Source organism: Pseudomonas sp. TE6283, from assembly GCF_054060555.1.
The window spans coordinates 252,037-274,323 of the sequence record NZ_JBSSDH010000003.1 but is presented as its reverse complement, the minus strand read 5'-3'; the positions used below and the strand labels follow the sequence as shown (position 1 = coordinate 274,323).

General features: G+C 65.0%; 18 protein-coding genes. 7 read left to right on the top strand and 11 right to left on the bottom strand.

Translation table 11 applies throughout. The features are described from left to right. The first annotated feature begins 1 nt into the window (after nt 1). From ttgB to ACVWZ5_RS06720, 4 genes are all read left to right on the top strand, one after another. Entirely contained in the window at nt 2-3,154 is a 3,153-nt protein-coding gene (ttgB, locus tag ACVWZ5_RS06735; protein ID WP_186599321.1) for a multidrug efflux RND transporter permease subunit TtgB, read from the top strand. Then, the gene (locus ACVWZ5_RS06730) at nt 3,151-4,596 is read left to right on the top strand and encodes an AdeC/AdeK/OprM family multidrug efflux complex outer membrane factor (RefSeq protein ID WP_062572965.1); all 1,446 of its coding nucleotides are present in this window, start codon (nt 3,151-3,153) and stop codon (nt 4,594-4,596) included. The genes ttgB and ACVWZ5_RS06730 overlap by 4 nt, the downstream gene beginning before the upstream one ends. 241 nt (nt 4,597-4,837) lie before the next feature. Further along, nucleotides 4,838-6,091, top strand: a complete 1,254-nt coding sequence (locus ACVWZ5_RS06725) for an OprD family porin (protein WP_457340489.1) — start codon at nt 4,838-4,840, stop codon at nt 6,089-6,091. A 171-nt stretch (nt 6,092-6,262) separates the two neighbouring features. Beyond that, a complete protein-coding gene (locus tag ACVWZ5_RS06720) occupies nt 6,263-7,246 on the top strand; it encodes a LysR family transcriptional regulator (protein ID WP_280070842.1) in 984 nt (327 codons plus the stop codon). On the opposite strand, the gene ACVWZ5_RS06715 is transcribed toward ACVWZ5_RS06720, so the two are convergent. Further along, nucleotides 7,146-7,832, bottom strand: a complete 687-nt coding sequence (locus ACVWZ5_RS06715) for a Crp/Fnr family transcriptional regulator (protein WP_096048613.1) — start codon at nt 7,830-7,832, stop codon at nt 7,146-7,148. The two genes, ACVWZ5_RS06720 and ACVWZ5_RS06715, sit on opposite strands and share 101 nt — an antisense overlap. Before the next feature lie 92 nt (nt 7,833-7,924). On the opposite strand from ACVWZ5_RS06715, the gene ACVWZ5_RS06710 reads away from it, so the two are divergent. Beyond that, complete coding sequence (locus ACVWZ5_RS06710; protein ID WP_062572961.1) at nt 7,925-8,449, top strand: Mpo1 family 2-hydroxy fatty acid dioxygenase; 525 nt, start codon at nt 7,925-7,927, stop codon at nt 8,447-8,449. Nucleotides 8,450-8,569: 120 nt separating this feature from the next. Here the strand turns inward: ACVWZ5_RS06710 and pcaC are convergent, their stop codons facing one another. The 9 genes from pcaC to pcaR all read right to left on the bottom strand — a co-directional run bounded on the left by pcaC (nt 8,570) and on the right by pcaR (nt 18,154). Then, nucleotides 8,570-8,971 (bottom strand): 4-carboxymuconolactone decarboxylase, encoded by a 402-nt coding sequence (pcaC, locus tag ACVWZ5_RS06705; RefSeq protein WP_457340488.1) that lies wholly within the window; start codon nt 8,969-8,971, stop codon nt 8,570-8,572. Nucleotides 8,972-8,981: 10 nt separating this feature from the next. After that, entirely contained in the window at nt 8,982-9,773 is a 792-nt protein-coding gene (gene pcaD, locus ACVWZ5_RS06700; RefSeq protein WP_457340487.1) for a 3-oxoadipate enol-lactonase, read from the bottom strand. Nucleotides 9,774-9,785: 12 nt separating this feature from the next. After that, nucleotides 9,786-11,138: a 3-carboxy-cis,cis-muconate cycloisomerase gene (locus ACVWZ5_RS06695; protein WP_457340486.1), complete on the bottom strand. Its 1,353-nt coding sequence runs from the start codon at nt 11,136-11,138 to the stop codon at nt 9,786-9,788. Nucleotides 11,139-11,147: 9 nt separating this feature from the next. Then, entirely contained in the window at nt 11,148-12,437 is a 1,290-nt protein-coding gene (locus ACVWZ5_RS06690; protein WP_457340485.1) for an MFS family transporter, read from the bottom strand. 136 nt (nt 12,438-12,573) lie between these two features. Then, complete coding sequence (gene pcaF / locus ACVWZ5_RS06685) at nt 12,574-13,779, bottom strand: 3-oxoadipyl-CoA thiolase (protein ID WP_172402399.1); 1,206 nt, start codon at nt 13,777-13,779, stop codon at nt 12,574-12,576. Continuing rightward, nucleotides 13,776-14,555 carry a CoA-transferase subunit beta gene (locus ACVWZ5_RS06680; protein ID WP_062572956.1) on the bottom strand — a complete coding sequence of 260 codons (780 nt, stop codon included), beginning with the start codon at nt 14,553-14,555 and terminating at the stop codon, nt 13,776-13,778. The genes pcaF and ACVWZ5_RS06680 overlap by 4 nt, the downstream gene beginning before the upstream one ends. Further along, complete coding sequence (locus ACVWZ5_RS06675) at nt 14,552-15,412, bottom strand: CoA transferase subunit A (protein WP_457340484.1); 861 nt, start codon at nt 15,410-15,412, stop codon at nt 14,552-14,554. Before ACVWZ5_RS06675 ends, ACVWZ5_RS06680 begins: the two co-directional genes overlap by 4 nt. A gap of 168 nt (nt 15,413-15,580) precedes the next feature. Next, nucleotides 15,581-16,927 (bottom strand): MFS transporter, encoded by a 1,347-nt coding sequence (locus ACVWZ5_RS06670; RefSeq protein ID WP_062572955.1) that lies wholly within the window; start codon nt 16,925-16,927, stop codon nt 15,581-15,583. Nucleotides 16,928-17,284: 357 nt separating this feature from the next. Beyond that, entirely contained in the window at nt 17,285-18,154 is an 870-nt protein-coding gene (gene pcaR, locus ACVWZ5_RS06665; protein WP_062572953.1) for a pca regulon transcriptional regulator PcaR, read from the bottom strand. A 566-nt stretch (nt 18,155-18,720) separates the two neighbouring features. On the opposite strand from pcaR, the gene ACVWZ5_RS06660 reads away from it, so the two are divergent. Together ACVWZ5_RS06660 and ACVWZ5_RS06655 are read left to right on the top strand one after the other, a co-directional pair. After that, nucleotides 18,721-18,921 carry a hypothetical protein gene (locus ACVWZ5_RS06660; protein WP_028690221.1) on the top strand — a complete coding sequence of 67 codons (201 nt, stop codon included), beginning with the start codon at nt 18,721-18,723 and terminating at the stop codon, nt 18,919-18,921. Between the two features lie 312 nt (nt 18,922-19,233). Next, a complete protein-coding gene (locus tag ACVWZ5_RS06655; RefSeq protein WP_028690222.1) occupies nt 19,234-20,706 on the top strand; it encodes an inorganic phosphate transporter in 1,473 nt (490 codons plus the stop codon). Between the two features lie 84 nt (nt 20,707-20,790). Here ACVWZ5_RS06655 and ACVWZ5_RS06650 read toward each other — a convergent pair whose 3' ends face one another. After that, nucleotides 20,791-22,266: a helicase HerA-like domain-containing protein gene (locus ACVWZ5_RS06650; RefSeq protein ID WP_457340483.1), complete on the bottom strand. Its 1,476-nt coding sequence runs from the start codon at nt 22,264-22,266 to the stop codon at nt 20,791-20,793. Nucleotides 22,267-22,287: the final 21 nt, after the last annotated feature.

Here is a 22,287-nt window from a genome sequence, read left to right as displayed (position 1 = left end):
CATGTCGAAGTTCTTTATCGATCGCCCGATCTTCGCCTGGGTGATTGCCCTGGTGATCATGCTGGTCGGCGCCCTGTCGATCCTGAAGCTGCCGATCAACCAGTACCCGAGCATCGCCCCGCCGGCCATCGCCATCTCCGTGACCTACCCGGGCGCCTCGGCGCAGACAGTGCAGGACACCGTGGTGCAGGTGATCGAGCAACAGCTCAACGGTATCGACAACCTGCGTTATGTGTCGTCGGAAAGTAACTCCGACGGCAGCATGACCATCACCGCCACCTTCGAGCAGGGCACCAACTCCGACACTGCGCAGGTCCAGGTACAGAACAAGCTGAACCTGGCCACCCCGCTGTTGCCGCAGGAAGTGCAGCAGCAAGGTATCCGCGTCACCAAGGCCGTGAAAAACTTCCTGCTGGTGATCGGCCTGGTGTCCGAAGACGGCAGCATGAGCAAGGACGACCTGGCCAACTACATCGTCTCCAACATGCAGGACCCGATCTCGCGGACCGCGGGCGTCGGTGACTTCCAGGTGTTCGGTGCGCAGTACGCCATGCGTATCTGGCTGGATCCGGCCAAGCTGAACAAGTTCCAGCTGACCCCGGTCGACGTGCGCACCGCCGTGGCCGCGCAGAACGTCCAGGTATCGTCCGGCCAGCTTGGCGGCCTGCCGGCACTGCCAGGTACCCAGCTCAACGCCACCATCATCGGCAAGACCCGCCTGCAGACCGCCGAGCAGTTCGAGAAGATCCTGCTCAAGGTCAACAACGACGGTTCCCAGGTACGCCTGGGCGATGTCGCCACGGTCGGCCTGGGCGGCGAGAACTACGCCATCAGCGCCCAGTACAACGGCAAGCCGGCCTCGGGCCTGGCGGTCAAGCTGGCCACCGGCGCCAACGCCCTGGACACCGCCAAGGCGCTGCGCACCACCATCAGCGACCTGGAGCCATTCTTCCCGCCGGGCGTGAAGGCCGTGTTCCCGTATGACACCACGCCGGTGGTCACCGAATCGATCAGCGGGGTGATCCACACCCTGATCGAGGCCGTGGTCCTGGTGTTCCTGGTGATGTACCTGTTCCTGCAGAACTTCCGCGCCACCATCATCACCACCATGACCGTGCCGGTGGTGTTGCTGGGTACCTTCGGCATCCTTGCCGCCGCAGGCTTCAGCATCAACACCCTGACCATGTTCGCCATGGTACTGGCCATCGGCCTGCTGGTGGACGACGCCATCGTCGTGGTGGAGAACGTCGAGCGGGTGATGTCCGAGGAAGGGTTGCCGCCCAAGGAAGCAACCAAGCGCTCCATGGAGCAGATCCAGGGCGCCCTGGTGGGTATCGCCCTGGTCCTGTCGGCGGTACTGCTGCCGATGGCCTTCTTCGGCGGTTCCACCGGTGTGATCTATCGCCAGTTCTCCATCACCATCGTCTCGGCCATGGGCCTGTCGGTGCTGGTTGCGCTGATCTTCACCCCGGCCCTGTGCGCCACCATGCTCAAGCCGCTGAAGAAGGGCGAGCACCATGTGGCCAAGCGCGGCTTCTTCGGCTGGTTCAACCGCAACTTCGACCGCAGCGTCGTCGGCTACGAACGCAGCATCGGCACCATCCTGCGCAACAAGATCCCGTTCCTGCTGGCCTACGCCCTGATCGTGGTCGGCATGATCTGGCTGTTCGCCCGTATCCCCACCGCGTTCCTGCCCGAGGAAGACCAGGGCGTGCTGTTCGCCCAGGTGCAGACCCCGGCCGGCTCCAGTGCCGAGCGCACCCAGGTGGTGGTCGACCAGATGCGTGAGTACCTGCTCGACAAGGAAGCCGACACCGTGGCATCGGTGTTCACCGTCAACGGCTTCAACTTCGCCGGTCGTGGCCAGAGCTCGGGCATGGCGTTCATCATGCTCAAGCCGTGGGGCGAGCGCTCGAAGGAGAACAGCGTGTTCGCCCTCGCCCAGCGCGCGCAGATGCACTTCTTCAGCTTCCGCGACGCGATGGTGTTCGCCTTCGCCCCGCCGGCGGTACTCGAACTGGGTAACGCCACCGGCTTCGACGTGTTCCTCCAGGACCGCGCCGGCGTCGGCCACGCGAAACTGATGGAAGCGCGCAACCAGTTCCTGGCCAAGGCCGCGCAGAGCAAGATCCTCAGCGCCGTGCGTCCGAACGGCCTGAACGACGAGCCACAGTACCAACTGACCATCGACGACGAACGCGCCAGTGCCCTGGGCGTGACCATCGCCGACATCAACAACACCCTGTCGATCGCCCTGGGCGGTAGCTACGTCAACGACTTCATCGACCGCGGTCGGGTCAAGAAGGTCTACATCCAGGGCGAGCCAAACTCGCGGATGAGCCCGGAAGACCTGCAGAAGTGGTACGTGCGCAACGGCAAGGGTGAAATGGTGCCGTTCTCCTCCTTCGCCAAGGGCGAATGGAGCTACGGCTCGCCGAAGCTGTCGCGCTACAACGGCGTGGAAGCGGTCGAGATCCTCGGCACCCCGGCCCCGGGCTACAGTACCGGTGAGGCCATGGCCGAAGTCGAGCGCATCGCCGGCGAACTGCCAACCGGCATCGGCTACTCCTGGACCGGCATGTCCTACGAGGAAAAACTCTCCGGCTCGCAGATGCCGGCGCTGTTCGCCCTCTCGGTACTGTTCGTGTTCCTGTGCCTGGCGGCGCTGTACGAAAGCTGGTCGATCCCGATCGCGGTCGTGCTCGTGGTACCGCTGGGCATCATCGGTGCCCTGCTCGCCACCAGCCTGCGCGGGTTGTCCAACGACGTGTACTTCCTGGTCGGCCTGCTGACCACGATCGGCCTGGCGGCGAAGAACGCCATCCTGATCGTCGAGTTTGCCAAGGAACTGCACGAGCAAGGTCGCAGCCTCTATGACGCGGCGATCGAGGCGTGCCGCATGCGTCTGCGCCCGATCATCATGACCTCGCTGGCGTTCATCCTCGGCGTGGTACCGTTGACCATCGCCAGCGGCGCCGGCGCCGGCAGCCAGCACGCCATCGGTACCGGCGTGATCGGCGGCATGATCAGTGCGACCGTGCTGGCCATCTTCTGGGTACCGCTATTCTTCGTCGCAGTGTCGTCGCTGTTCGGCAGCAAAGAGCCGAAAGAACACGCCACCCCTGAAACTCCACGTTATGAGGCTGGGCAATGACCAAGTCTTTGTTGTCCCTGGCGGTAACCGCCTTCATCCTCGGCGGCTGCTCGCTGATCCCCGACTACCAGGCGCCCGAGGCGCCGGTGGCCGCGCAGTGGCCGCAAGGCCCTGCGTACTCGCCGACCGAGTCGGCCAACGTTGCCGCGGCCGAGCAAGGCTGGCGCCAGTTCTTCCACGACCCGGCGCTGCAGCAGCTGATCCAGACCTCGCTGGAAAACAACCGCGACCTGCGCGTCGCGGCGTTGAACATCGACGCCTACCGCGCCCAGTACCGCATCCAGCGCGCCGACCTGTTCCCGGCTGTAACGGCCAATGGCAGCGGCAGCCGCCAGCGGCTGCCGGCGAACATGTCGCAGACCGGCGAGGCATCGATCAACAGCCAGTACTCGGCCACCCTCGGTGTCAGCGCTTATGAGCTTGACCTGTTCGGCCGTGTGCGCAGCCTGACCCAACAGGCCCTGGAAACCTACCTGTCCAGCGAGCAGGCGCGTCGCTCCACGCAGATCAGCCTGGTGGCCAGCGTGGCCAACGCCTATTACACCTGGCAGGCCGACCAGGCGTTGCTGAAGCTGACCGAAGAAACGCTCAAGACGTACGAAGAAAGCTACAACCTGACCCGCCGCAGCAATGAGGTGGGCGTGGCTTCGGCGCTGGACCTGAGCCAGGCCCGCACCGCCGTCGAAGGAGCGCGGGTCAAGCTGTCGCAGTACCAGCGCCTGGTCGCTCAGGACCTGAACAGCCTCACCGTGCTGGTAGGTACCGGCGTGCCGGCCAACCTGCCCAAGCCGCTGGAGCTCAATGCCGACCAACTGGCCGAAGTGCCGGCGGGCCTGCCGTCCGACATCCTGCAACGTCGTCCGGACATCCAGGAAGCCGAGCACCTGCTCAAGGCCGCCAACGCCAACATCGGCGCCGCCCGCGCCGCGTTCTTCCCGAGCATCAGCCTGACCGCCAACGCCGGTACCCTGAGCCCGGACATGGGCGGGCTGTTCAAGGGTGGTTCGGGCACCTGGCTGTTCCAGCCGCAGATCAACCTGCCGATCTTCAACGCCGGTAGCCTCAAGGCCAGCCTGGACTACTCGAAGATCCAGAAGGACATCAACGTCGCCAAGTACGAAAAGACCATCCAGACCGCCTTCCAGGAAGTCGCCGATGGCCTGGCCGCACGCAAGACGTTCGAGGAGCAGCTGCAAGCGCAACGTGACCTGGTGGCCGCCAACCAGGACTACTACCGCCTGGCCGAGCGCCGCTACCGCATCGGAATCGACAGCAACCTGACCTTCCTCGACGCCCAGCGCAACCTGTTCAGCGCCCAGCAGTCGCTGATCAGCGATCGCCTGTCGCAGCTGGTCAGCGAGGTCAACCTGTACAAGGCCCTCGGTGGCGGCTGGTACGAGCAGACCCAGCAACAAGCCTCGATCCAGACGCCGAAAGGCTGATTGGCCCGGTAACGCATCAAGCCCACCCTTGCGGTGGGCTTTTTGTTGCCCGCGATGACGCTCGGTCAACATTACGTTCGATAATCGCCCCATTCCGCGTTCCACGAATTGCCTCGCCCCCACCCTCCCCCGCACCATCGCCCACGCAACGTTGCACTCGTTCTCTCTAAAGACGCCCGCCCCTGCGGCCCGTACCCGCAGCGCACCGGCTCGCCCAATAAAAACAAGAGATCCACGACAGATGAGCACTTTGCAACCCGCACGCCAGCTGCTCCCGGGCCTGTTGGCCCTGTCCTGCGCCCTGCCCGCCGTCGCCGCCGAAAGCGGTTTCCTGGAAGACGCCAAGGCCAGCCTCAACCTGCGCAACTTCTACATCAACCGCAACTTCGTCGACCCGGCCAACCCCCAGGGCAAGGCCGAGGAATGGACCCAGAGCTTCATCCTCGACGCCCGCTCCGGCTTCACCCAGGGCACCGTCGGCTTCGGTGTCGACGTGCTGGGGCTGTACTCGGTCAAGCTCGACGGTGGCAAGGGCACCGCCGGCACTCACCTGCTGCCGGTGCATGACGATGGCCGCCCGGCCGATGATTTCGGCCGCCTGGGCGTGGCATTCAAGGCGCGCCTGTCGCAGACCGAACTCAAGGCCGGCGAGTGGATGCCGGTGCTGCCGATCCTGCGTTCGGACGATGGCCGCTCGCTGCCGCAGACGTTCCGCGGCGGCCAGCTCACCTCCAAGGAGATCGACGGCCTGACCCTCTATGCCGGCCAGTTCCGCGGCAACAGCCCGCGCAACGACGCAAGCATGGAAGACATGTTCATGCAGGGACGCGCCGGCATCACCTCCGATCGCTTCAACTTCGCCGGTGGCGAATACAGCTTCAACGACAAGCGCACGATGGTCGGCCTGTGGGACGCCCGCCTCAAGGACATCTACCGCCAGCAGTACCTGAACCTGGTGCACAGCCACCCCTTGGGCGACTGGACCCTGGGCGCCAACCTGGGCTACTTCCTCGGCAAGGAAGACGGCAGCGCCCGCGCCGGCGACCTCGACAACCGCACCGCCTCGGCCATGCTCTCGGCGCGCTATCAGGGCCACACCTTCTATGTCGGCCTGCAAAAGGTCAGCGGCGATGACGCCTGGATGCGGGTCAACGGCACCAGCGGCGGCACCCTGGCCAACGACAGCTACAACGCCAGCTTCGATAATGCCAAGGAGCGCTCCTGGCAGGTGCGCCATGACTTCAACTTCGTCACTGTCGGTATTCCCGGGCTGACCCTGATGAACCGCTACATCAAGGGTGACAACGTGCGCGCCGGCGGGGTGGACGATGGCAAGGAGTGGGCCAGGGAGACCGAGCTGGCCTATGTGGTGCAGGCCGGGACGTTCAAGGACCTGTCGGTGAAATGGCGCAACTCGACCATGCGCAGGGACTTCAGCAGCAACGCGTTCGACGAGAACCGGTTGATCGTCAGCTATCCGCTTAATCTTCTTTGATGCCATCGCGGGGCAAACCCGCTCCCACATCGGCTGCACAAGATAGGAGCGACGTGGGAGTGGGTTTCCCTCAAATAATCAAAAGACATATTCAAATCAAATAAAATTCTTTGACGCTATATGTGAGAACTCGCTAAAACCAAGCTCCGATCCCCGCCCCAGAGCCCGAGCATGGACCTGCGCCAACTGCGCTACTTCATCGCCCTCACCGAATACCGCAGTTTCGTCCGCGCTGCCGAAGCCATGGGCATCACCCAACCCGCCTTCAGCCGCGCCATCCAGAACCTCGAACAGGCCTTCGGCTGCGCCCTGGTCGATCGCGCCAACAAGTCACTGCCCCCAACTCCCGAGGGGCAAGTGGTACTGCAACACGCCCGCCGCCTGGTGCAAGGCGCCGCGCAGTTGAACAACGAAGTGCTGCAGATGACCAAGCTCGATGCCGGCGAACTGCATTTCGGCAGCGGCCCGGCCCTGGCCGTGCGCCTGGTGCCCCAGGCCCTGCAACACTTCATCGAGCGCCATCCGGGCATCCGCACCGCACTGCTGGTGGACAACGCCGAACGCCTGGGCCAGGCCCTGCGGCGCGAGCAGATCGAGTTCTTCGTCGATGACGTGCGCCCCTTCGAGGCCGACCCGAACTTCCACACCGAACCGCTGACCCCGCGCCCCGGTCTGTTTTTCTGTCGCCCCGGGCACCCATTGCTGGCCAAGGACAGCCTGTCGACCAACGACTTGTTCGCCTATCCCCTGGCCAGTGCATTGCTGGCACCGGGCGTGCGCAAGCGCCTGGCCAACCTCAGCGGGCGCAGCGACTTCATCCCGCACCTGCAGACCGAGCACCTGGCGGTGCTGCGCAGTGTGGTGCTGGCCAGCGACGCCATCGGCACGGCCAGTGAGGAGGCGGTGGCCGAGGAACTGGCCGCCGGCGATCTGGTGCGCCTGCACTGGCGCAACCTGCCGCCAGGCCTGGAGGTGCTCAGCGTCCGCTGCGGGGTGATCAGCCGCAGCGGCTATCGCCTGTCACCGGCGGCACGGGCGATGATCGACACCCTGGTCAGCCTGGATGCTGCCCCATCGCCCGCAGACGCCGGGCATCGACAATCTCCACCTCACCATAGCCCAGGCGCACCACGCCGGACTGCTCGAAGCTCTTGAGGATCTGGTTGATGGTCTGGCGCGACAGCGACAGCATCAGCGCCAGCTGTTCCTGGGACACCTGCAGCCGCCACTGGGCGACATCGCGCTCGCCGTAGCCTTCGGCCATCTGCAGCAGGCGCTGGGCCACCCGCGGCGCGGCGGCCAGCAGGCTCTGCTGCTCCAGGGCAACGAACACCCAGCGCAACTTGTGGCTCATCAGCAAGGCCAGCTCTCGCCAAAGCACAGGCTCGCGCGCCAGCCACTCGAGCAGCGGCGCCTGGGGGATCCACAGCAGGCGCGTCGGTCCTTCGGCATAGGCGTCATGGGTACGCGGCTGGCCGTCGAACAGGCTGATCTCGCCGAACCAGTGGGGCGATTCAACCAACGTCAACAACGCCTCCTTGCCCTCGCTGCTGACCGCGCCGACCCGCATCGCCCCCTCTAGCACCGCATACAGGCCACAGGGCGCATCGCCGCGCTGGAACAGGCACTGCCCCGGCGCCAGCTCGCGCGAACGCCCCAGGGCCAGCAGGCTATCCTGAACGGTAGCGGGCAATTGCCGGAACCACTGGCCATGCAGCAGCTGGATACGCGGATCGTGCATGGCGCCTCGCAAGACGAACTCTGTCGGCCAGGCGACAGACGACGGTGACTGAACGGGGGCAAGCTGCGCTCACCCCTGATGGAGGAACAACAATGAAAAACCTCGTCGAGCACCTGAGTCAATACGCGACCTACCACCGCGACCCGCGCAATATCGCCACCCACTTCATCGGCATTCCGCTGATCGTGCTGGCCGTGACCATCCTGCTGTCGCGCCCCGGCTGGGAACTGGCCGGCGTCTGGCTGTCGCCGGCGCTGTTGCTGGCGGGCTGGTCGGTGTGGTTCTACCTGCGCCTGGACCTGCGCTTCGGGCTGGTGATGGGCCTGCTGCTGGGGCTGTGCCTGTGGGCCGGCCAGGCACTGGCCGTGCAGAGCACCGGGCTGTGGCTGAGCGCCGGGCTGGGAGCGTTCGTGGTGGGCTGGATCATCCAGTTCGTCGGCCACTGGTACGAAGGGCGCAAGCCGGCGTTCGTCGATGACCTGAGCGGGCTGATCATCGGGCCGCTGTTCGTGGTGGCGGAGCTGGCGTTCATGGCCGGGCTGTGCCCTGAGCTGAAAAAAGCCGTGGAGGCCAAGGCCGGGCCGGTGGCCATCCGCCAGAAGAAAGCGGCGATCTGACCAGAAGAGTCAGGGGCCGCCGCACACCCCAACGCGACACAGCCGCTCCCGCAGGCTTGTGCAAACCCTGTGGGAGCGGCCTTGTGTCGCGATGGGCTGCACAGCAGCCCCGGCAATTTCTCAAGTCACCTGGGTGCGCGACTCCACCCCCAGGTCATCCCACACCGACTCGGCCAGGTGGAACGTGGCGTTGGCCGCCGGGATCCCGCAGTAGATCGCGCTCTGCATGATCACCTCCTTGATCTCCTCTCGCGTTACGCCATTATTGGCGGCAGCGCGCAGGTGCAGCTTGAGCTCTTCGTTGCGGTTCATGCCGATCAGCATGGCGATGGTGATCAGGCTGCGGGTATGCCTCGCCAAGCCGGGGCGCGTCCAGATATCGCCCCAGGCATGCCGGGTGATCATCTCCTGGAACTCGCCGTTGAAGTCATTGAGCTTCTCCAGGCTGCGGTCGACATGGGCATCGCCCAGTACCGCGCGGCGCACCTGCATGCCCGCCTCGTAGCGTTGTTTCTCGTCCACGGTGTACTCCTCAGCGGCTCGACAGGAAGTCGAGCACACGGGCGCTGAATGGCGCGCCGATTTCGACATTGGACAGGTGCGCCGCCGCAAACTCGGCGTACTCGGCGCCATGGATGCCGGCCTGCATGAAGCGACCATGCTCGGTGGTGGTCACCGCATCGGCGGTGCCGGCGACGATCAAGGTCGGCACCTGGATGTGGTTGAGCTGGTCACGGAAATCGGCATCGCGCACCGCCGCGCAATTGGCCGCGTAGCCTTGCGGCGAGGTCTGCGCCAGCATCTGGCAGATACGCAAGGTGCGTTCCGGCTCGGCGGCGGCGAACGCCGGGGTGAACCAGCGGGCGATGGACGCATCACGCAGTTCGGTCATGGCCTGCCGGCCACCCGCGAGCACGGTGGCGATGCGGGTGTTCCACACCTCGTCGTTGGCGATCTTCGCCGCGGTGTTGCACAGGGTCAGGCTGAGCAAGCGGCTACCCGCATTGATGCCCAGCCACTGACCGATCAGGCCGCCCATGGACAGGCCTATGAAGTGGGCCTTCTCGATATCCTGGGCATCGAGCAGGGTCAGCACGTCGCCCCCCAACTGCTCGATGCTGTAGGGCCCCTCGCTGACCAGCGAACCGCCATGCCCCCGGGTGTCGTAGCGCAGCACACGGAAATGTTCGGCCCATGCCGGGATCTGCGCATCCCACATGTGCAGGTCGGTGCCCAGCGAATTGGACAGGACCAACACCGGCGCGTCAGCCGGACCGTCGAGTTGGTAATGCATTTCGCCATCGGCCAGTTGCAGGTGCGCCAAAGCGGTCTCCTTTCAGGCAGTGAATCGTTGATGTTCGGCCACGGCGCGCGCCACCCAGACGCGGGCCTGGCCGAGGTAATGTGCCGGGTCGAGCAGGCGGTCGAGTTCGTCGGCGGACAGTTCGGCGCTGACCTGTGGCTCGTCGCCCAGCACGGCACGCAAATGGCGATCCTCGGCCACGGCGCGCCGGCAGCATTGCTCCAGAAGGTGATGGGCACGCTCGCGCCCCAGGCGCTGGGCGAGCACGATACTGACCGCCTCGGCCAGCACCAGGCCCTGGGTCAGGTCCAGGTTGCGGCGCATGCGGGCGGCGTCCACCTCCATGCCCTCGGCGATCAGCTGCGCCTGGCGCAGGGCGCCGGAGACCAGGCAACAGATTTCCGGCAGGGTTTCCCATTCCGCGTGCCACAGGCCAAGGCTACGCTCGTGCTCCTGGGGCATCGCGGCGAACAATGTCGAGACCAGTCCCGGTACACGGGTGGCAGCACCGATCAGCACCGCCGCGCCCACCGGGTTGCGCTTGTGCGGCATGGTCGAGGACCCGCCCTTGCCCGGCGCGGCGGGCTCGAACAGCTCGCCCGCCTCGGTCTGCATCAGCAGGCTGACATCCCGGCCGAACTTGCCCAGGCTGCCGGCGACCAGGCCCAATACCGAGGCGAACTCCACCAGGCGGTCCCGCTGGGTATGCCATGGCTGTTCGGGCAAGGACAGTTTCAACTGCGCGGCCAGGGCTTCTGCCACTGGCAAGGCCTTGCTGCCCAACGCCGCCAGGCTGCCCGAGGCGCCGCCAAACTGCAGTACCAGCAGGCGCGGGCGCAGCTCCTTGAGGCGCTGGCGATGACGGTTCAGGGCGCCGAGCACACCGGCCAGTTTCATGCCCAGCGTCACCGGCGTGGCATGCTGCAGCCAGGTACGCCCCACCAGCGGCGTGTCGGCATGTTGCAGGGCCTGACGAGCCAGGGTGTCGGCCAGCTTGGCAAGGTCGCGGTCGATCAGCGCCAGGGCGTCACGCAGTTGCAGCACCAGGCCGCTGTCCATCGCATCCTGGCTGGTCGCGCCCAGGTGCACGTAGCGCTCGGCCTCGGGCACGCCGCTGGCGACCACCTTGCCCAAGGCCTTGACCAGCGGAATCGCCGAGTTGCCAGCGGTGGCGATGGCATCGGCCAAGGCACGCACGTCATAACGCTCGGCCTTGCAGGCCGTCTCGATGGCGGTCACCGCCGTGTGCGGCACCAGGCCGGCACCGGCCTCGGCGCGGGCCAAGGCGGCCTCGAAATCGAGCATGCCCTGCAACCGGCCACGGTCAGAGAAGATCTCGCGCATGGCCGGCGCGGTGAAGTAGGCGTCGAACAGTTGGTTGCTCATGCAACGTCCTTAATGATCGTGATGCAGATACGCCGCCTGCTTGGGCAGGCGCAGGCTGAACAGGAAGGCCACCGCCATCATCGCGGTCACGTACCAGTAGAAGGTGTTCTCCATGCCTAAGGTTTTCAAGCCCAGCGCAACGTATTCGGCCGAGCCGCCAAACACCGCGTTGGCCACCGCGTAGGCCAGCCCCACCCCCAGCGCACGGACCTGCGGCGGGAACATCTCGGCCTTCACCAGGCCGCTGATGGAGGTGTAGAAGCTGACGATGCACAGTGCCAGGGTTACCAGCACGAAGGCCATGAACGGGCTGCTCACGGTCTTCAGCGCCATCAGCAACGGCACGGTGAAAATCGTCCCGAGGGCGCCGAACAGGAGCATCGAATTGCGTCGGCCGATACGGTCGGAGAGCATGCCGAACACCGGCTGCAGGATCATGAACAGGAACAGCGCGCCAGTCATCACGAAACTGGCGCTCTTGGCGTTCATGCCGGCCGTATTGACCAGGTACTTCTGCATGTAGGTGGTGAAGGTGTAGAAGATCAGCGAGCCACCGGCGGTGTAGCCCAGCACGGTGATGAAGGCGGCGGCATGGTTGCGGAACAGTCCGCGGATGGTACCGGCCTCCTTGTCCTGGCGGGTCTCGGCGCTGCTGGTCTCCTTCAGCGAGCGGCGCAGCATCAGCGAGATCAGCGCGGCGATGGCGCCGACCACGAACGGGATGCGCCAGCCGTATGCCCGCAGCTCTTCCTCGCTGAGCAACTGTTGCAGGATCACCACCACCAGCACCGCCAGCAACTGGCCGCCGATCAGGGTGACGTACTGGAACGAGGCGAAGAAGCCGCGCTGGCCGCGCAAGGCCACTTCGCTCATGTAGGTGGCGGTGGTGCCGTACTCGCCGCCCACCGACAGGCCCTGGATCAGCCGCGCCAGGAGCAGCAGCGCCGGCGCCCAGGCGCCGATGCTGGCGTAGGTCGGCAGGCAGGCGATGATCAGCGAGCCGCCGCACATCATCAGCACCGAGATCATCAGCGAATTCTTGCGCCCGTGGCGGTCGGCCAGGCGGCCGAAGATCCAGCCACCGATGGGGCGCATCAGGAAGCCCGCGGCGAACACGCCGGCGGTATTGAGCAACTGCACGGTGGGGTCGTCGGAGGGGAAGAAGGCCGGTGCGAAGTAGATCGCGCAGAAGGCGTAGACATAGAAGTCGAACCATTCCACCAGGTTGCCCGAGGAGGCGCCGACGATGGCGAAGATCCGCTTGCTGCGCTCTTCGCCGGTGTAATAGCTGGAAGTCATGGTGTTTTTACTCTTGGGAGGTCACTGCAAAGTCTAGACATACCCAGTAACAATCTCGTTCCCTGTCAGACACGGTTCCCTGTAGGAGCGGCCCTTTCGCGACATAAGGCCGCTCCTACAGGGCGCGCGTCCAACTTCAGACCCGCTCGATGGCCAGTGCCAACCCTTGGCCAACTCCGACGCACATGGTCGCCAACGCCTTGCGCCCACCGCTCCTCTCCAGCTGATGCAACGCCGTCAGCACCAGCCGCGCCCCGCTCATCCCCAGCGGATGCCCCAGGGCAATCGCGCCGCCGTTAGGGTTGACCTGCGGCGCATCATCCGCCACGCCCAGCTCGCGCAGCACCGCCAGCCCCTGGCTGGCAAACGCCTCGTTGAGCTCGATGACATCGAAATCCGCCACCGCCACACCCAGCCGTTCGGTCAGTTTGCGCACCGCCGGCACCGGGCCGATACCCATCACCCGTGGCGCCACGCCGGCACTGGCCATGCCCAGCACCCGGGCGCGTGGGGTCAGGCCATGTTTCTTCACCGCATCGGCCGAGGCCAGGATCAGTGCGGCGGCGCCATCGTTGACGCCCGAGGCATTGCCTGCGGTAACCGTCTTGTCCGGGCCATTGACCGGCTTGAGCCTGTTCAGCGCCTCCAGCGTGGTGTCCGGGCGCAGGTGCTCATCCTGCTCGACCACGGTCTCGCCTTTTTTATGGGCGATACGTACCGGCACGATCTCTTCGGCAAAGTAACCGGCAGCCTGCGCGGCGGCGGCCTTTTGCTGGCTGCGCAGGGCGAAGGCGTCCTGGTCGACGCGCGACACCTGGTAATCGTCAGCGACGTTGTCGGCGGTCTCGGGCATGGAGTCCACGCCATGTTGCGCCTTCATCAACGGATTGACGAAGCGCCAGCCGATGGTGGTGTCCTCAAGCTTCATGTTGCGCGAGTAGCCGCTCTCGGCTTTTCCCATCACGAACGGCGCGCGGGACATCGACTCGACGCCACCGGCAATGGCCAGCTCCATCTCGCCACTGGCGATGGCGCGAAACGCGCTGCCGATGGCGTCCATGCCCGAGGCGCACAGACGATTGAGGGTCACGCCAGGAATGCTCTGCGGCAGACCGGCCAGCAGCAGCGCCATGCGCGCCACGTTACGGTTGTCCTCGCCGGCCTGGTTGGCGCAGCCGAGGAACACTTCGTCGAGCAGCTCCCACTGCACCTGCGGATTGCGCTCGACCAGCGCCTTGAGCGGCACCGCCGCCAGGTCGTCGGCGCGCACGCCGGCCAGGGCGCCGCCAAAGCGGCCAATGGGGGTGCGAATGGCGTCGCAGATAAAGACGTCACGCATCAGGCTTCTCCTGCCGTCTGGCCATGGGCGGCGGCGGTGCGCGCTTCGAGGTCGCGCAGGGCGGACAGCTCGACGTCGCTGGGTGCCGCGGTCTGCTGCACGTCGTCGGCGAAGCGGATCGCCCAGCCGGTAGCGGCAACGATCTGCTCGCGAGTCACGCCCGGATGGATCGACGTGACCACGAATTCATGGGTGTCCGCTTCCGGCTCCATGATGCACAGGTCGGTGATGATGCCGACCGGCCCCTCGCCAGGCAGGCCCAGGCGCTTGCGCGAGTCACCGCCTTCGCCGTGGCCGACCGAGGTGATGAAATCGAGCTTGTCGACGAAGGCACGTGGCGACTGCTTGAGAATGATCAGCACCTGCTTGGCGGAACCGGCAATCTCCGGCGCACCGCCGGCACCTGGCAGGCGGGTCTTCGGCGCGTGGTAGTCGCCGACCACCGTGGTGTTGATGTTGCCAAAGCGGTCGACCTGGGCCGCGCCGAGGAAGCCGACGTCGATGCGCCCGCCCTGCAGCCAGTAGCGGAAGATCTCGCCGGTCGGCACCACGGTGTCGGCGGTCTCGGCCAGCTCGCCGTCACCGATGGACAGCGGCAGCACGCTGGGCTTGGCGCCGATCGGGCCGGACTCGTAGATCAGCACGACATCGGGCGATGAGGTCAGGCGCGCCAGGTTGGCGGCCTTCGACGGCAAGCCGATGCCGACGAAGCACACGGCACCGTTGCGCAGGCGTCGGGCCGCCGCGACAGTCATCATTTCGGAAGTGGAATAGCTCATTGCGCGGCCTCCGCGGTGCTGGCCAGCTTGGCCTGGAATTCGGTGAAGTCCCGGGTGCCACGGATGAAGGTGTCGATCCAGGCGGTGAACGACTCGCGGTTGCGGGCGATCGGGTCCCAGGCCTGGTAGAAGCGGTTGTCACGCTCGTAGTAGCCGTGGGCGTAGGACGGGTGGGCGCCGCCGGGTACCAGGCACACCGCGCTGAGCGCCCAGGTCGGCAACACGCAGGCATTCATCGGCGCATTCAGGTCATCGACGATCTCCTCGACGGTGACGATGCAGCGCTTGGCCGCCAGGGCCGCTTCCTTCTGCACGCCGAGGATGCCCCACAGCAGCACGTTGCCCTTGCGGTCGGCCTTCTGCGCGTGGATCACGGTGACGTCCGGGCGCACCGACGGCACGGCGGCGAGGACCTCGCCGGTGAACGGGCAGGTGACGCTCTTGATCAGCGGATTGACCTTCGGCAGGTCGGAGCCGGCGTAGGCGCGCAGCACCGCGAACGGCAGGCCGGAGGCGCCGGCGACATAGGCGTTGGCCAGGTCGGCGTGGCTGTGCTCCTCGATCTCGATGGCGTACGGCCACTGCTTCTCCACCGCGTCGCGCAGGCGATGCAGCGAACCGACGCCGGGATTGCCGCCCCAGGAAAAGATCAGCTTGCGCGCGCAGCCGGCACCGATCAGCTGGTCGTAGATCAGGTCCGGGGTCATGCGCACCAGGGTCAGGTCGCGCTTGCCCTGGCGGATGATCTCGTGACCGGCCGCCGTCGGGATCAAGTGGGTGAAACCTTCGAGGGCGACGCGGTCGCCATCCTGGATGAACTGCTTCACAGCCTCGTGAAGCGAGAGGATTGCTGCCATTGGAGACTCCTGGTCAGGTCGAGTCGAGTCAGTGAGCAGCGGGCCATTGCGTCGCTGCGATGGGCCCAGATTACGGAGGCTATCGGGGTGCTTACAATCCGATAATCGCACTTTCGTGCGATTATCGAACAACTTGTTATCTTGCTACTTATGCGCGCCCCTGTCGTCTCAGGTCGCGTCGGCGTGGCTTACCAGCCCCTTGACCACCACCGCCAGGGTGGCCAGCGCCGCCGGCACCAACAGCGCGGTCAGTACCTGCTCGAAAGTCCACCCCAGCCCCAGCAGCGTCGCCCCGCTCCAGGCACCGAGAATCGCGCCGAAGCGACCGATCCCGAGCATCCACGACACCCCAGTGGCGCGCCCCTGGGTCGGGTAGAACCGCGCTGCCAGCGAAGGCATGGCCGACTGCGCGCCGTTCACGCACATGCCGGCGACCAGCACCAGCGTGGCCAGCAAGGTAATGTTGCCCAGGCTCTGCCCCACGGCATAGGCGAACACACCCGCCAGCAGGTAGAAGATGCCGATCACCTTGTGCGGGTTGAAGCGGTCCATCGCCCAACCCACGGCCACCGCACTGAGCACGCCGCCGAACTGGAACAATGCGCCGATGAAGGCAGCCTGCTCCATGCTCGCGCCGCTGTCACGCATCAGGGTCGGCAGCCAACTGGTCAGCAGGTAGACGATCACCAGGCCCATGAAGTAGGTCAGCCACAGCAGCACGGTGCCCAGGCCATAGGTGCCCGAGAAGATCACCGCGAACACGTTGCGCGCCGCCACCACCTTGTGCTCAGGCACACTGAAGCTCGCGGCCTGGGCCACCAGGGCCGGGGCAATCGGCGCCAAGGTCCGGCGCACCTTCTCGGTGCCACGGTTGCGCACCACCAGGAACCGCGCCGACTCCGGCAACCAGGCCAACAACACCAGCGCCAGCAGCAACGGCAGCACCCCGCCGATCACCAGCAGGCTATGCCAGCCATAGGCCGGGATCAGCTTGGCCGAGATGAAACCACCTCCGGCCATGCCCAGGTTGAAGCCACAGAACATGCTGGTCACCAGCAGCGACTTGAGCCGTTCCGGGGTGTACTCGGAAAGCAAGGTAGTGGCATTGGGCATGCCCGCCCCCAGGCCCAGGCCGGTCAGAAAGCGCAGCACCAGCAACTGGTCGACATTGGTCGCGTAGGCCGAGGCCAGGCTGAACCCGCCGAACACCAGCACGGCCCCCACCAGCACGCCCTTGCGCCCGAAGCGGTCGGCCAGCGGCCCGGAGCCGAGGGCGCCAAACACCATGCCGATCAGCGCGGCGCTCATCACCGGGCCGAGGCTGGCACGGTCGATGCCCCATTCCTGGGATAGCGCCGGGGCGATGAAACCCATGGCGGCAGTGTCCAGGCCATCGAGGAAGACGATCAGGAAGCACAGGATCACCACCCGCCATTGATAGCGCGACAGCGGTTGGTCATTGATGAAGGACTGGACATCGAGGCAGTTGCCGACAGCGGATTGAGGCTTGTTCATTGTTGTTATCCGGGAGTTGGGCACAGGCAGGCTACCGGCGCATCGCTGATACGCAGGAGCAGGAAACGTTGGATACGACGGCCTGGGATCAGCCGGGCAGCAGCACTGCGCGCGGGTGCGGCCGCGACAGCGAACGGACGGTCTTCATGGGGGATGCCCTCGGGCCTGTTGTTATTGTCCGGTCGGCAAAGCCGACGCGTGCGACAGACATTAATCAGCAGGTGTGGGTAGCGCAATTCGTCGGGAACGACACTGTGCGTTTATCGAACAGGAAACGGCAGCGCCGGTTCGGCAGCTCAGCCCGCACGGTGTGAAAGCCCGTTTGCCGGCGATGGGCGCAATGCGCCCCGACGTTGCTCAGCCAAACAACTGGTGACACAGGTCCCGGCTGGCCGCCAGCAGGATCGGCAGGAAACGTTGCTCCAGTTCCCCACGGCTGACCCGACCGACATGGGTGCTCACGTTCAACGCCGCCAGCACCTGCCCGGAGGCGTCATAGATCGGCACGGCAATCGAACGCAACCCCTGCTCCAGTTCCTGGTCGACCACGCACCAACCCTGCTCGCGCACCTGCTGGATGCAGGCGAACAACGATTCAGGGTCGTGCAGTGTACGGCTGGTCCGCGCCTTGAGGTCCGCCCTATCCAGATATTCGTGCAGGCTGGCGTCGTCAAGCGCCGCCAAGAGGATGCGCCCCATCGACGTGCAATAGGCCGGCAACCGCCCACCGACGGACAGGTCGACCGAGATCAACCGTTCGACCGTGGCCGAGCGCGCTATATAAAGAATGTCGTCGCCTTCCAGCGTGGCCATGTTGGCCGCTTCGTGTAGCTGGTCGCTGATCCGGTCGAGGTAGGGCTGTGCCGATACCGCCAACGGCGTCGACGACAGGTAGGCATGGCCAAGGGTCAACACCTTGGGCAACAGCGAATAGGTACGCCCGTCGGTGGTCGCATAACCCAGCTTCATCAAGGTATGCAGACAACGCCGCACCGCCGCCCGGGGTATTTCCGTGCGGTGGCTGATCTGCGCGATGGTCAGGTGTCGCTTGCGCTCCTGGAACGCCTGGATCACTGCCAGCCCGCGGGCCAGGGAAGTCATGAAGTCCGGGTCGCCGGTGAAGGCCTGAATGCGCTTGGCCGCGGACGCCACGATCGGCGGTGCCAGGGCGGGGCTGGTACTGCGCGTGGGCTCGTTTGCTGGCGGCCCGCTGGTTTCTTCGCTCATGGACATGCCTCAAAAAATCGCTACCTCGTGCGATTATCGAACGAACGGCCGATAATCGCAATTGACCGCTGACACGTTTGCTTATACCTTTCCCCTGCCACATGTGGCTTCTTTGGAGAGACTGGTCAGGTACCCACCGTAGAAGTCCCAGGCAGCGGCCTCGCCTCCTAGCGAGGCCGTTTTCATTTCTGACAGCGAACGGTCAAAGTGGCCCCCTGACAAGTGGAACTTTCAGCACGCCAATCAGGCCAAAACTTTGTCTGGCCAGAATAACTTCCGGTCTGTTGTCAATGACGCGTAAAGAACGATAGCCTTCGAATTGACGATTGCTATAATCGGCACTGTTGATTGCCAGTGCTGTATAACGGATCCAATCGATAAACTTTCGTTGCCTTCCTGACGCCAGCCCGCTGCTTGAGCAGCGGCGTGTCGTGTGGTGCACGGCAGGTCGCCCTCCCCACGCACAGTCATTCCAAGTGCAACGATGTGTACGCGCTGCCTGTATGTCCACATTCAGCATGTGTATTTAACGGCCAACGCCCAACTTAACCTATTCAGGTATTACTGTGACGAAAGAAGAACTGCGCGCCGAACTCGAGCGCCAGGCTGAACGTTACAAGGATGTTTACGGTGGTGAAGTCACCACCTATGCCGCACAACCCGACCCGGAACGCAAACCCTGGCGTAAACGCGCCAGCATTCTCGACCAGGCCTTCGCCCAGGAGATCGAGAAGATCGAAAAGGAACTGCGCAGCGACGGCGATTGAAGCTGAGCGATGCTACAGCGCCATCACCCTATGGCGATTGCAGCGAGGCATCCTGGGCAAAATTGCTCGATATGAAATGGAATCACACAAATTTCATACAAGCGTTTTAATTGCGGAAAACTTGCCTAAATCGTCTCAAATCGCTGATTTTTCTGAAATTTATCGATTTTTTACGGCGTTTTTTCGCAACAGCCCCCTCGCACGACGCGTGGATGGGGTCGACATTCCCCTGCCATCGGTCAGTGGCGGGTGCATCGATTGCCATGGTTTTCTGGCATAATCCGCCCCCCCTAAGACCGCCAGACAACCTTCATGATCGATTTATTCAGCGGACTGGATGCCTGGGTTATCGTGAGCCTGACGCTCGCTCTGACCTTCGTGCTCGCATTCGAGTTCATCAATGGCTTTCATGACACCGCCAACGCGGTAGCCACTGTCATCTATACCAAGGCCATGCCACCGCACCTGGCCGTGTTCTTCTCCGGGGTGTTCAACTTCCTCGGCGTTCTGCTCGGCGGTGTCGGGGTGGCCTACGCCATCGTCCACCTGCTGCCGGTCGAACTGCTGATCAACGTGAACACCGGCCACGGCCTGGCCATGGTCTTCTCGCTGCTGGCTGCGGCCATCACCTGGAACCTGGGCACCTGGTACTTCGGTATCCCGGCCTCCAGTTCACACACCCTGATCGGCTCGATCCTCGGTGTCGGCCTGGCCAACGCCCTGCTCAGCGACATTCCGCTGGGCGACGGCGTCAACTGGCAGAAGGCGATCGACATCGGCATGTCCCTGGTGCTTTCGCCCATGGCCGGCTTCGCTGTCGCCGCCCTGCTGCTGATCGGCCTGAAATGGTGGCGTCCGCTGTCGAAGATGCACAAGACCCCGGACCAGCGCCGCAAGCTCGACGACAAGAAGCACCCGCCGTTCTGGAACCGCCTGGTGCTGGTGATCTCGGCCATGGGCGTGAGCTTCGTGCACGGCTCCAACGATGGCCAGAAAGGCATCGGTCTGATCATGCTGGTGCTGATCGGCATCGTCCCGGCCAAGTTCGTCCTCGACCTGAACAGCACCACCTACCAGATCGAGCGTACCCGTGACGCCACCCTGCACCTGAGCCAGTTCTACCAGCGCAACGCCGCCACCCTGGGCGAGTTCCTGGCGCTGGGCAAGGCGCAGGCGAGCGACCTGCCGGAGCAGTTCAGCTGCAATCCACAGCAGACCGAGCCAACCATCGCCGCGCTGCAATCGTCGCTGGCCGGCGTGACCGACTACCGCGCCCTGAGCGCCGAGAAGCGCGTCGAAGTACGTCGCTACCTGCTGTGCCTGGACGACACGGCGAAGAAGGTCGGCAAGCTGCCGGGCCTGCAGGCCCGTGAAAAGGCCGACCTGGAGAAACTGCGCAAGGACCTGACCGCCACCACCGAGTATGCACCGTTCTGGGTGATCGTCGCCGTCGCACTGGCCCTGGGCCTGGGCACCATGGTCGGCTGGAAACGCGTGGTACTGACTGTCGGCGAGAAGATCGGCAAGCAGGGCATGACCTATGCCCAGGGCATGTCGGCCCAGATCACCGCGGCCTGCGCCATCGGCATGGCCAACGTGTTCAGCCTGCCGGTGTCCACCACCCACGTGCTGTCGTCGGGTGTCGCCGGTACCATGGTCGCCAACAAGAGCGGCCTGCAGGGCGGCACCGTGAAGACCATCCTGCTGGCCTGGGTACTCACCCTGCCGGCAACGATGGGCCTGGCGGCCGGCCTGTTCTGGCTGGCCACCAAGGCCATTGGCTGAGTGCTGATGCAGTACTGAAAAAGGCGCCTTTGCAGGGCGCCTTTTTCATATCCGTCATTCGCGCCCTATCGCGGGGTAACGGGTTTAACGTTTCTTCCCGCCCAGCAACGATCCCATCAACCCACGCACCAACTGCCGCCCCAACTGATTGGCCGCCTGGCGCACCGCCGACTTGATGGCCTGCCCCGCCGCGCTCTGCAGAAACTCGCCGGCCTTGTCGGCGAAGCTGTCCTCGTCGGCCTTGGCCTGGGGCGCGGGCTCCACCGGCTCGCCCTTGCGCTGGGTAAGCATTTCATAGGCCGACTCACGGTCCACCGGCTTGTCATAGCGCCCTGCCAGCGGCGATGCCGCGATCAGTGCCTGCCGCTCGACTGCGCTCAATGGCCCGATCCGCGACTGCGGCGGCGCGACCAGCACCCGCTGGACCATGGCCGGCGTACCCTTCTCTTCCAACGTCCCGACCAGAGCCTCACCAATGCCCAGCTCGGTCAACACCGCCAGGCTGTCGAACGCCGGATTGGGACGGAAACCATCGGCCACCGCGCGCAGCGACTTCTGCTCCTTGGCGGTGAATGCCCGCAGGCCATGCTGGATGCGCAGCCCCAACTGAGCCAGTACCGCATCCGGCAGGTCGCCCGGCGACTGGGTGACGAAATACACCCCCACGCCCTTGGAGCGGATCAACCGCACCACCAGCTCCAGGCGGTCCTGCAACGCCTTGGGGGTGCCGTTGAACAGCAGGTGCGCTTCGTCGAAGAACAGTGCCAGCACCGGCTTGTCGGAATCGCCACGCTCCGGCAACTGCTCGAACAGCTCGGCCAGCAGCCACAACAGGAAGGTCGCGTAGACCTTGGGCGCGTCATGCACCAGGCGGCTGGCATCGAGCAGGTGAATACGCCCGCGACCATCGCCTTCGGGGCGCAGCAGGTCCTGCAGTTGCAGCGCCGGCTCGCCGAACAGCGCCTCGGCGCCCTGCTGTTCCAGGGTCGCCAGCCGGCGCAGCAAGGCCTGCGTGGAAGCGCCGGTCATCAAGGCGCTGTCCTCGCCCAGCAGCTGCGGGTTGTCCTTCAGGTGCGCGAGCAGGGCCTTGAGGTCTTTCAGGTCGAGCAGCAGCAGGCCTTCGCGATCGGCCACCTTGAACGCCGCATACAAGGCGGCCTGCTGGCTGTCTGTGAGCTCCAGCAGGTTGCCCAGCAACAACGGTCCCATTTCGCTCAAGGTAGTGCGCAATGGATGCCCCGATTGCCCCGCGATATCCCAAAGACTTACCGGATAAGCCTGGGGCGTGTGGTTCAGCCAGGGCATGCCGGCGATCCGCTCGGCCACCTTGCCCTGGGGCGCCCCCGCCGCGCCCAGGCCGCACAGGTCGCCCTTCACATCTGCGGCGAATACCACGACCCCGGCATCGCTGAACAGCTCGGCCAGATGTTGCAGGGTGACCGTCTTGCCGGTGCCGGTGGCCCCGGCCACCAGGCCGTGCCGGTTGGCCAGTCGCATGGACTGGGACACCGGCTGACCATCGGGACCTGCTCCTACTACCATTCGTAAGAAATCCGACATCTTCTTTCATCCCCTGCTCAA

Excerpts from the sequence above, each read along its gene's own strand:
- ttgB (WP_186599321.1), top strand. The coding sequence starts at position 2 with ATGTCGAAGTTCTTTATCGATCGCCCGATCTTCGCCTGGGTGATTGCC.
- ACVWZ5_RS06730 (WP_062572965.1), top strand. The coding sequence starts at position 3,151 with ATGACCAAGTCTTTGTTGTCCCTGGCGGTAACCGCCTTCATCCTCGGC.
- ACVWZ5_RS06725 (WP_457340489.1), top strand. The coding sequence starts at position 4,838 with ATGAGCACTTTGCAACCCGCACGCCAGCTGCTCCCGGGCCTGTTGGCC.
- ACVWZ5_RS06720 (WP_280070842.1), top strand. The coding sequence starts at position 6,263 with ATGGACCTGCGCCAACTGCGCTACTTCATCGCCCTCACCGAATACCGC.
- ACVWZ5_RS06715 (WP_096048613.1), bottom strand. The coding sequence starts at position 7,832 with ATGCACGATCCGCGTATCCAGCTGCTGCATGGCCAGTGGTTCCGGCAA.
- ACVWZ5_RS06710 (WP_062572961.1), top strand. The coding sequence starts at position 7,925 with ATGAAAAACCTCGTCGAGCACCTGAGTCAATACGCGACCTACCACCGC.
- ACVWZ5_RS06695 (WP_457340486.1), bottom strand. The coding sequence starts at position 11,138 with ATGAGCAACCAACTGTTCGACGCCTACTTCACCGCGCCGGCCATGCGC.
- ACVWZ5_RS06690 (WP_457340485.1), bottom strand. The coding sequence starts at position 12,437 with ATGACTTCCAGCTATTACACCGGCGAAGAGCGCAGCAAGCGGATCTTC.
- ACVWZ5_RS06680 (WP_062572956.1), bottom strand. The coding sequence starts at position 14,555 with ATGAGCTATTCCACTTCCGAAATGATGACTGTCGCGGCGGCCCGACGC.
- ACVWZ5_RS06675 (WP_457340484.1), bottom strand. The coding sequence starts at position 15,412 with ATGGCAGCAATCCTCTCGCTTCACGAGGCTGTGAAGCAGTTCATCCAG.
- ACVWZ5_RS06670 (WP_062572955.1), bottom strand. The coding sequence starts at position 16,927 with ATGAACAAGCCTCAATCCGCTGTCGGCAACTGCCTCGATGTCCAGTCC.
- pcaR (WP_062572953.1), bottom strand. The coding sequence starts at position 18,154 with ATGAGCGAAGAAACCAGCGGGCCGCCAGCAAACGAGCCCACGCGCAGT.
- ACVWZ5_RS06655 (WP_028690222.1), top strand. The coding sequence starts at position 19,234 with ATGATCGATTTATTCAGCGGACTGGATGCCTGGGTTATCGTGAGCCTG.
- ACVWZ5_RS06650 (WP_457340483.1), bottom strand. The coding sequence starts at position 22,266 with ATGTCGGATTTCTTACGAATGGTAGTAGGAGCAGGTCCCGATGGTCAG.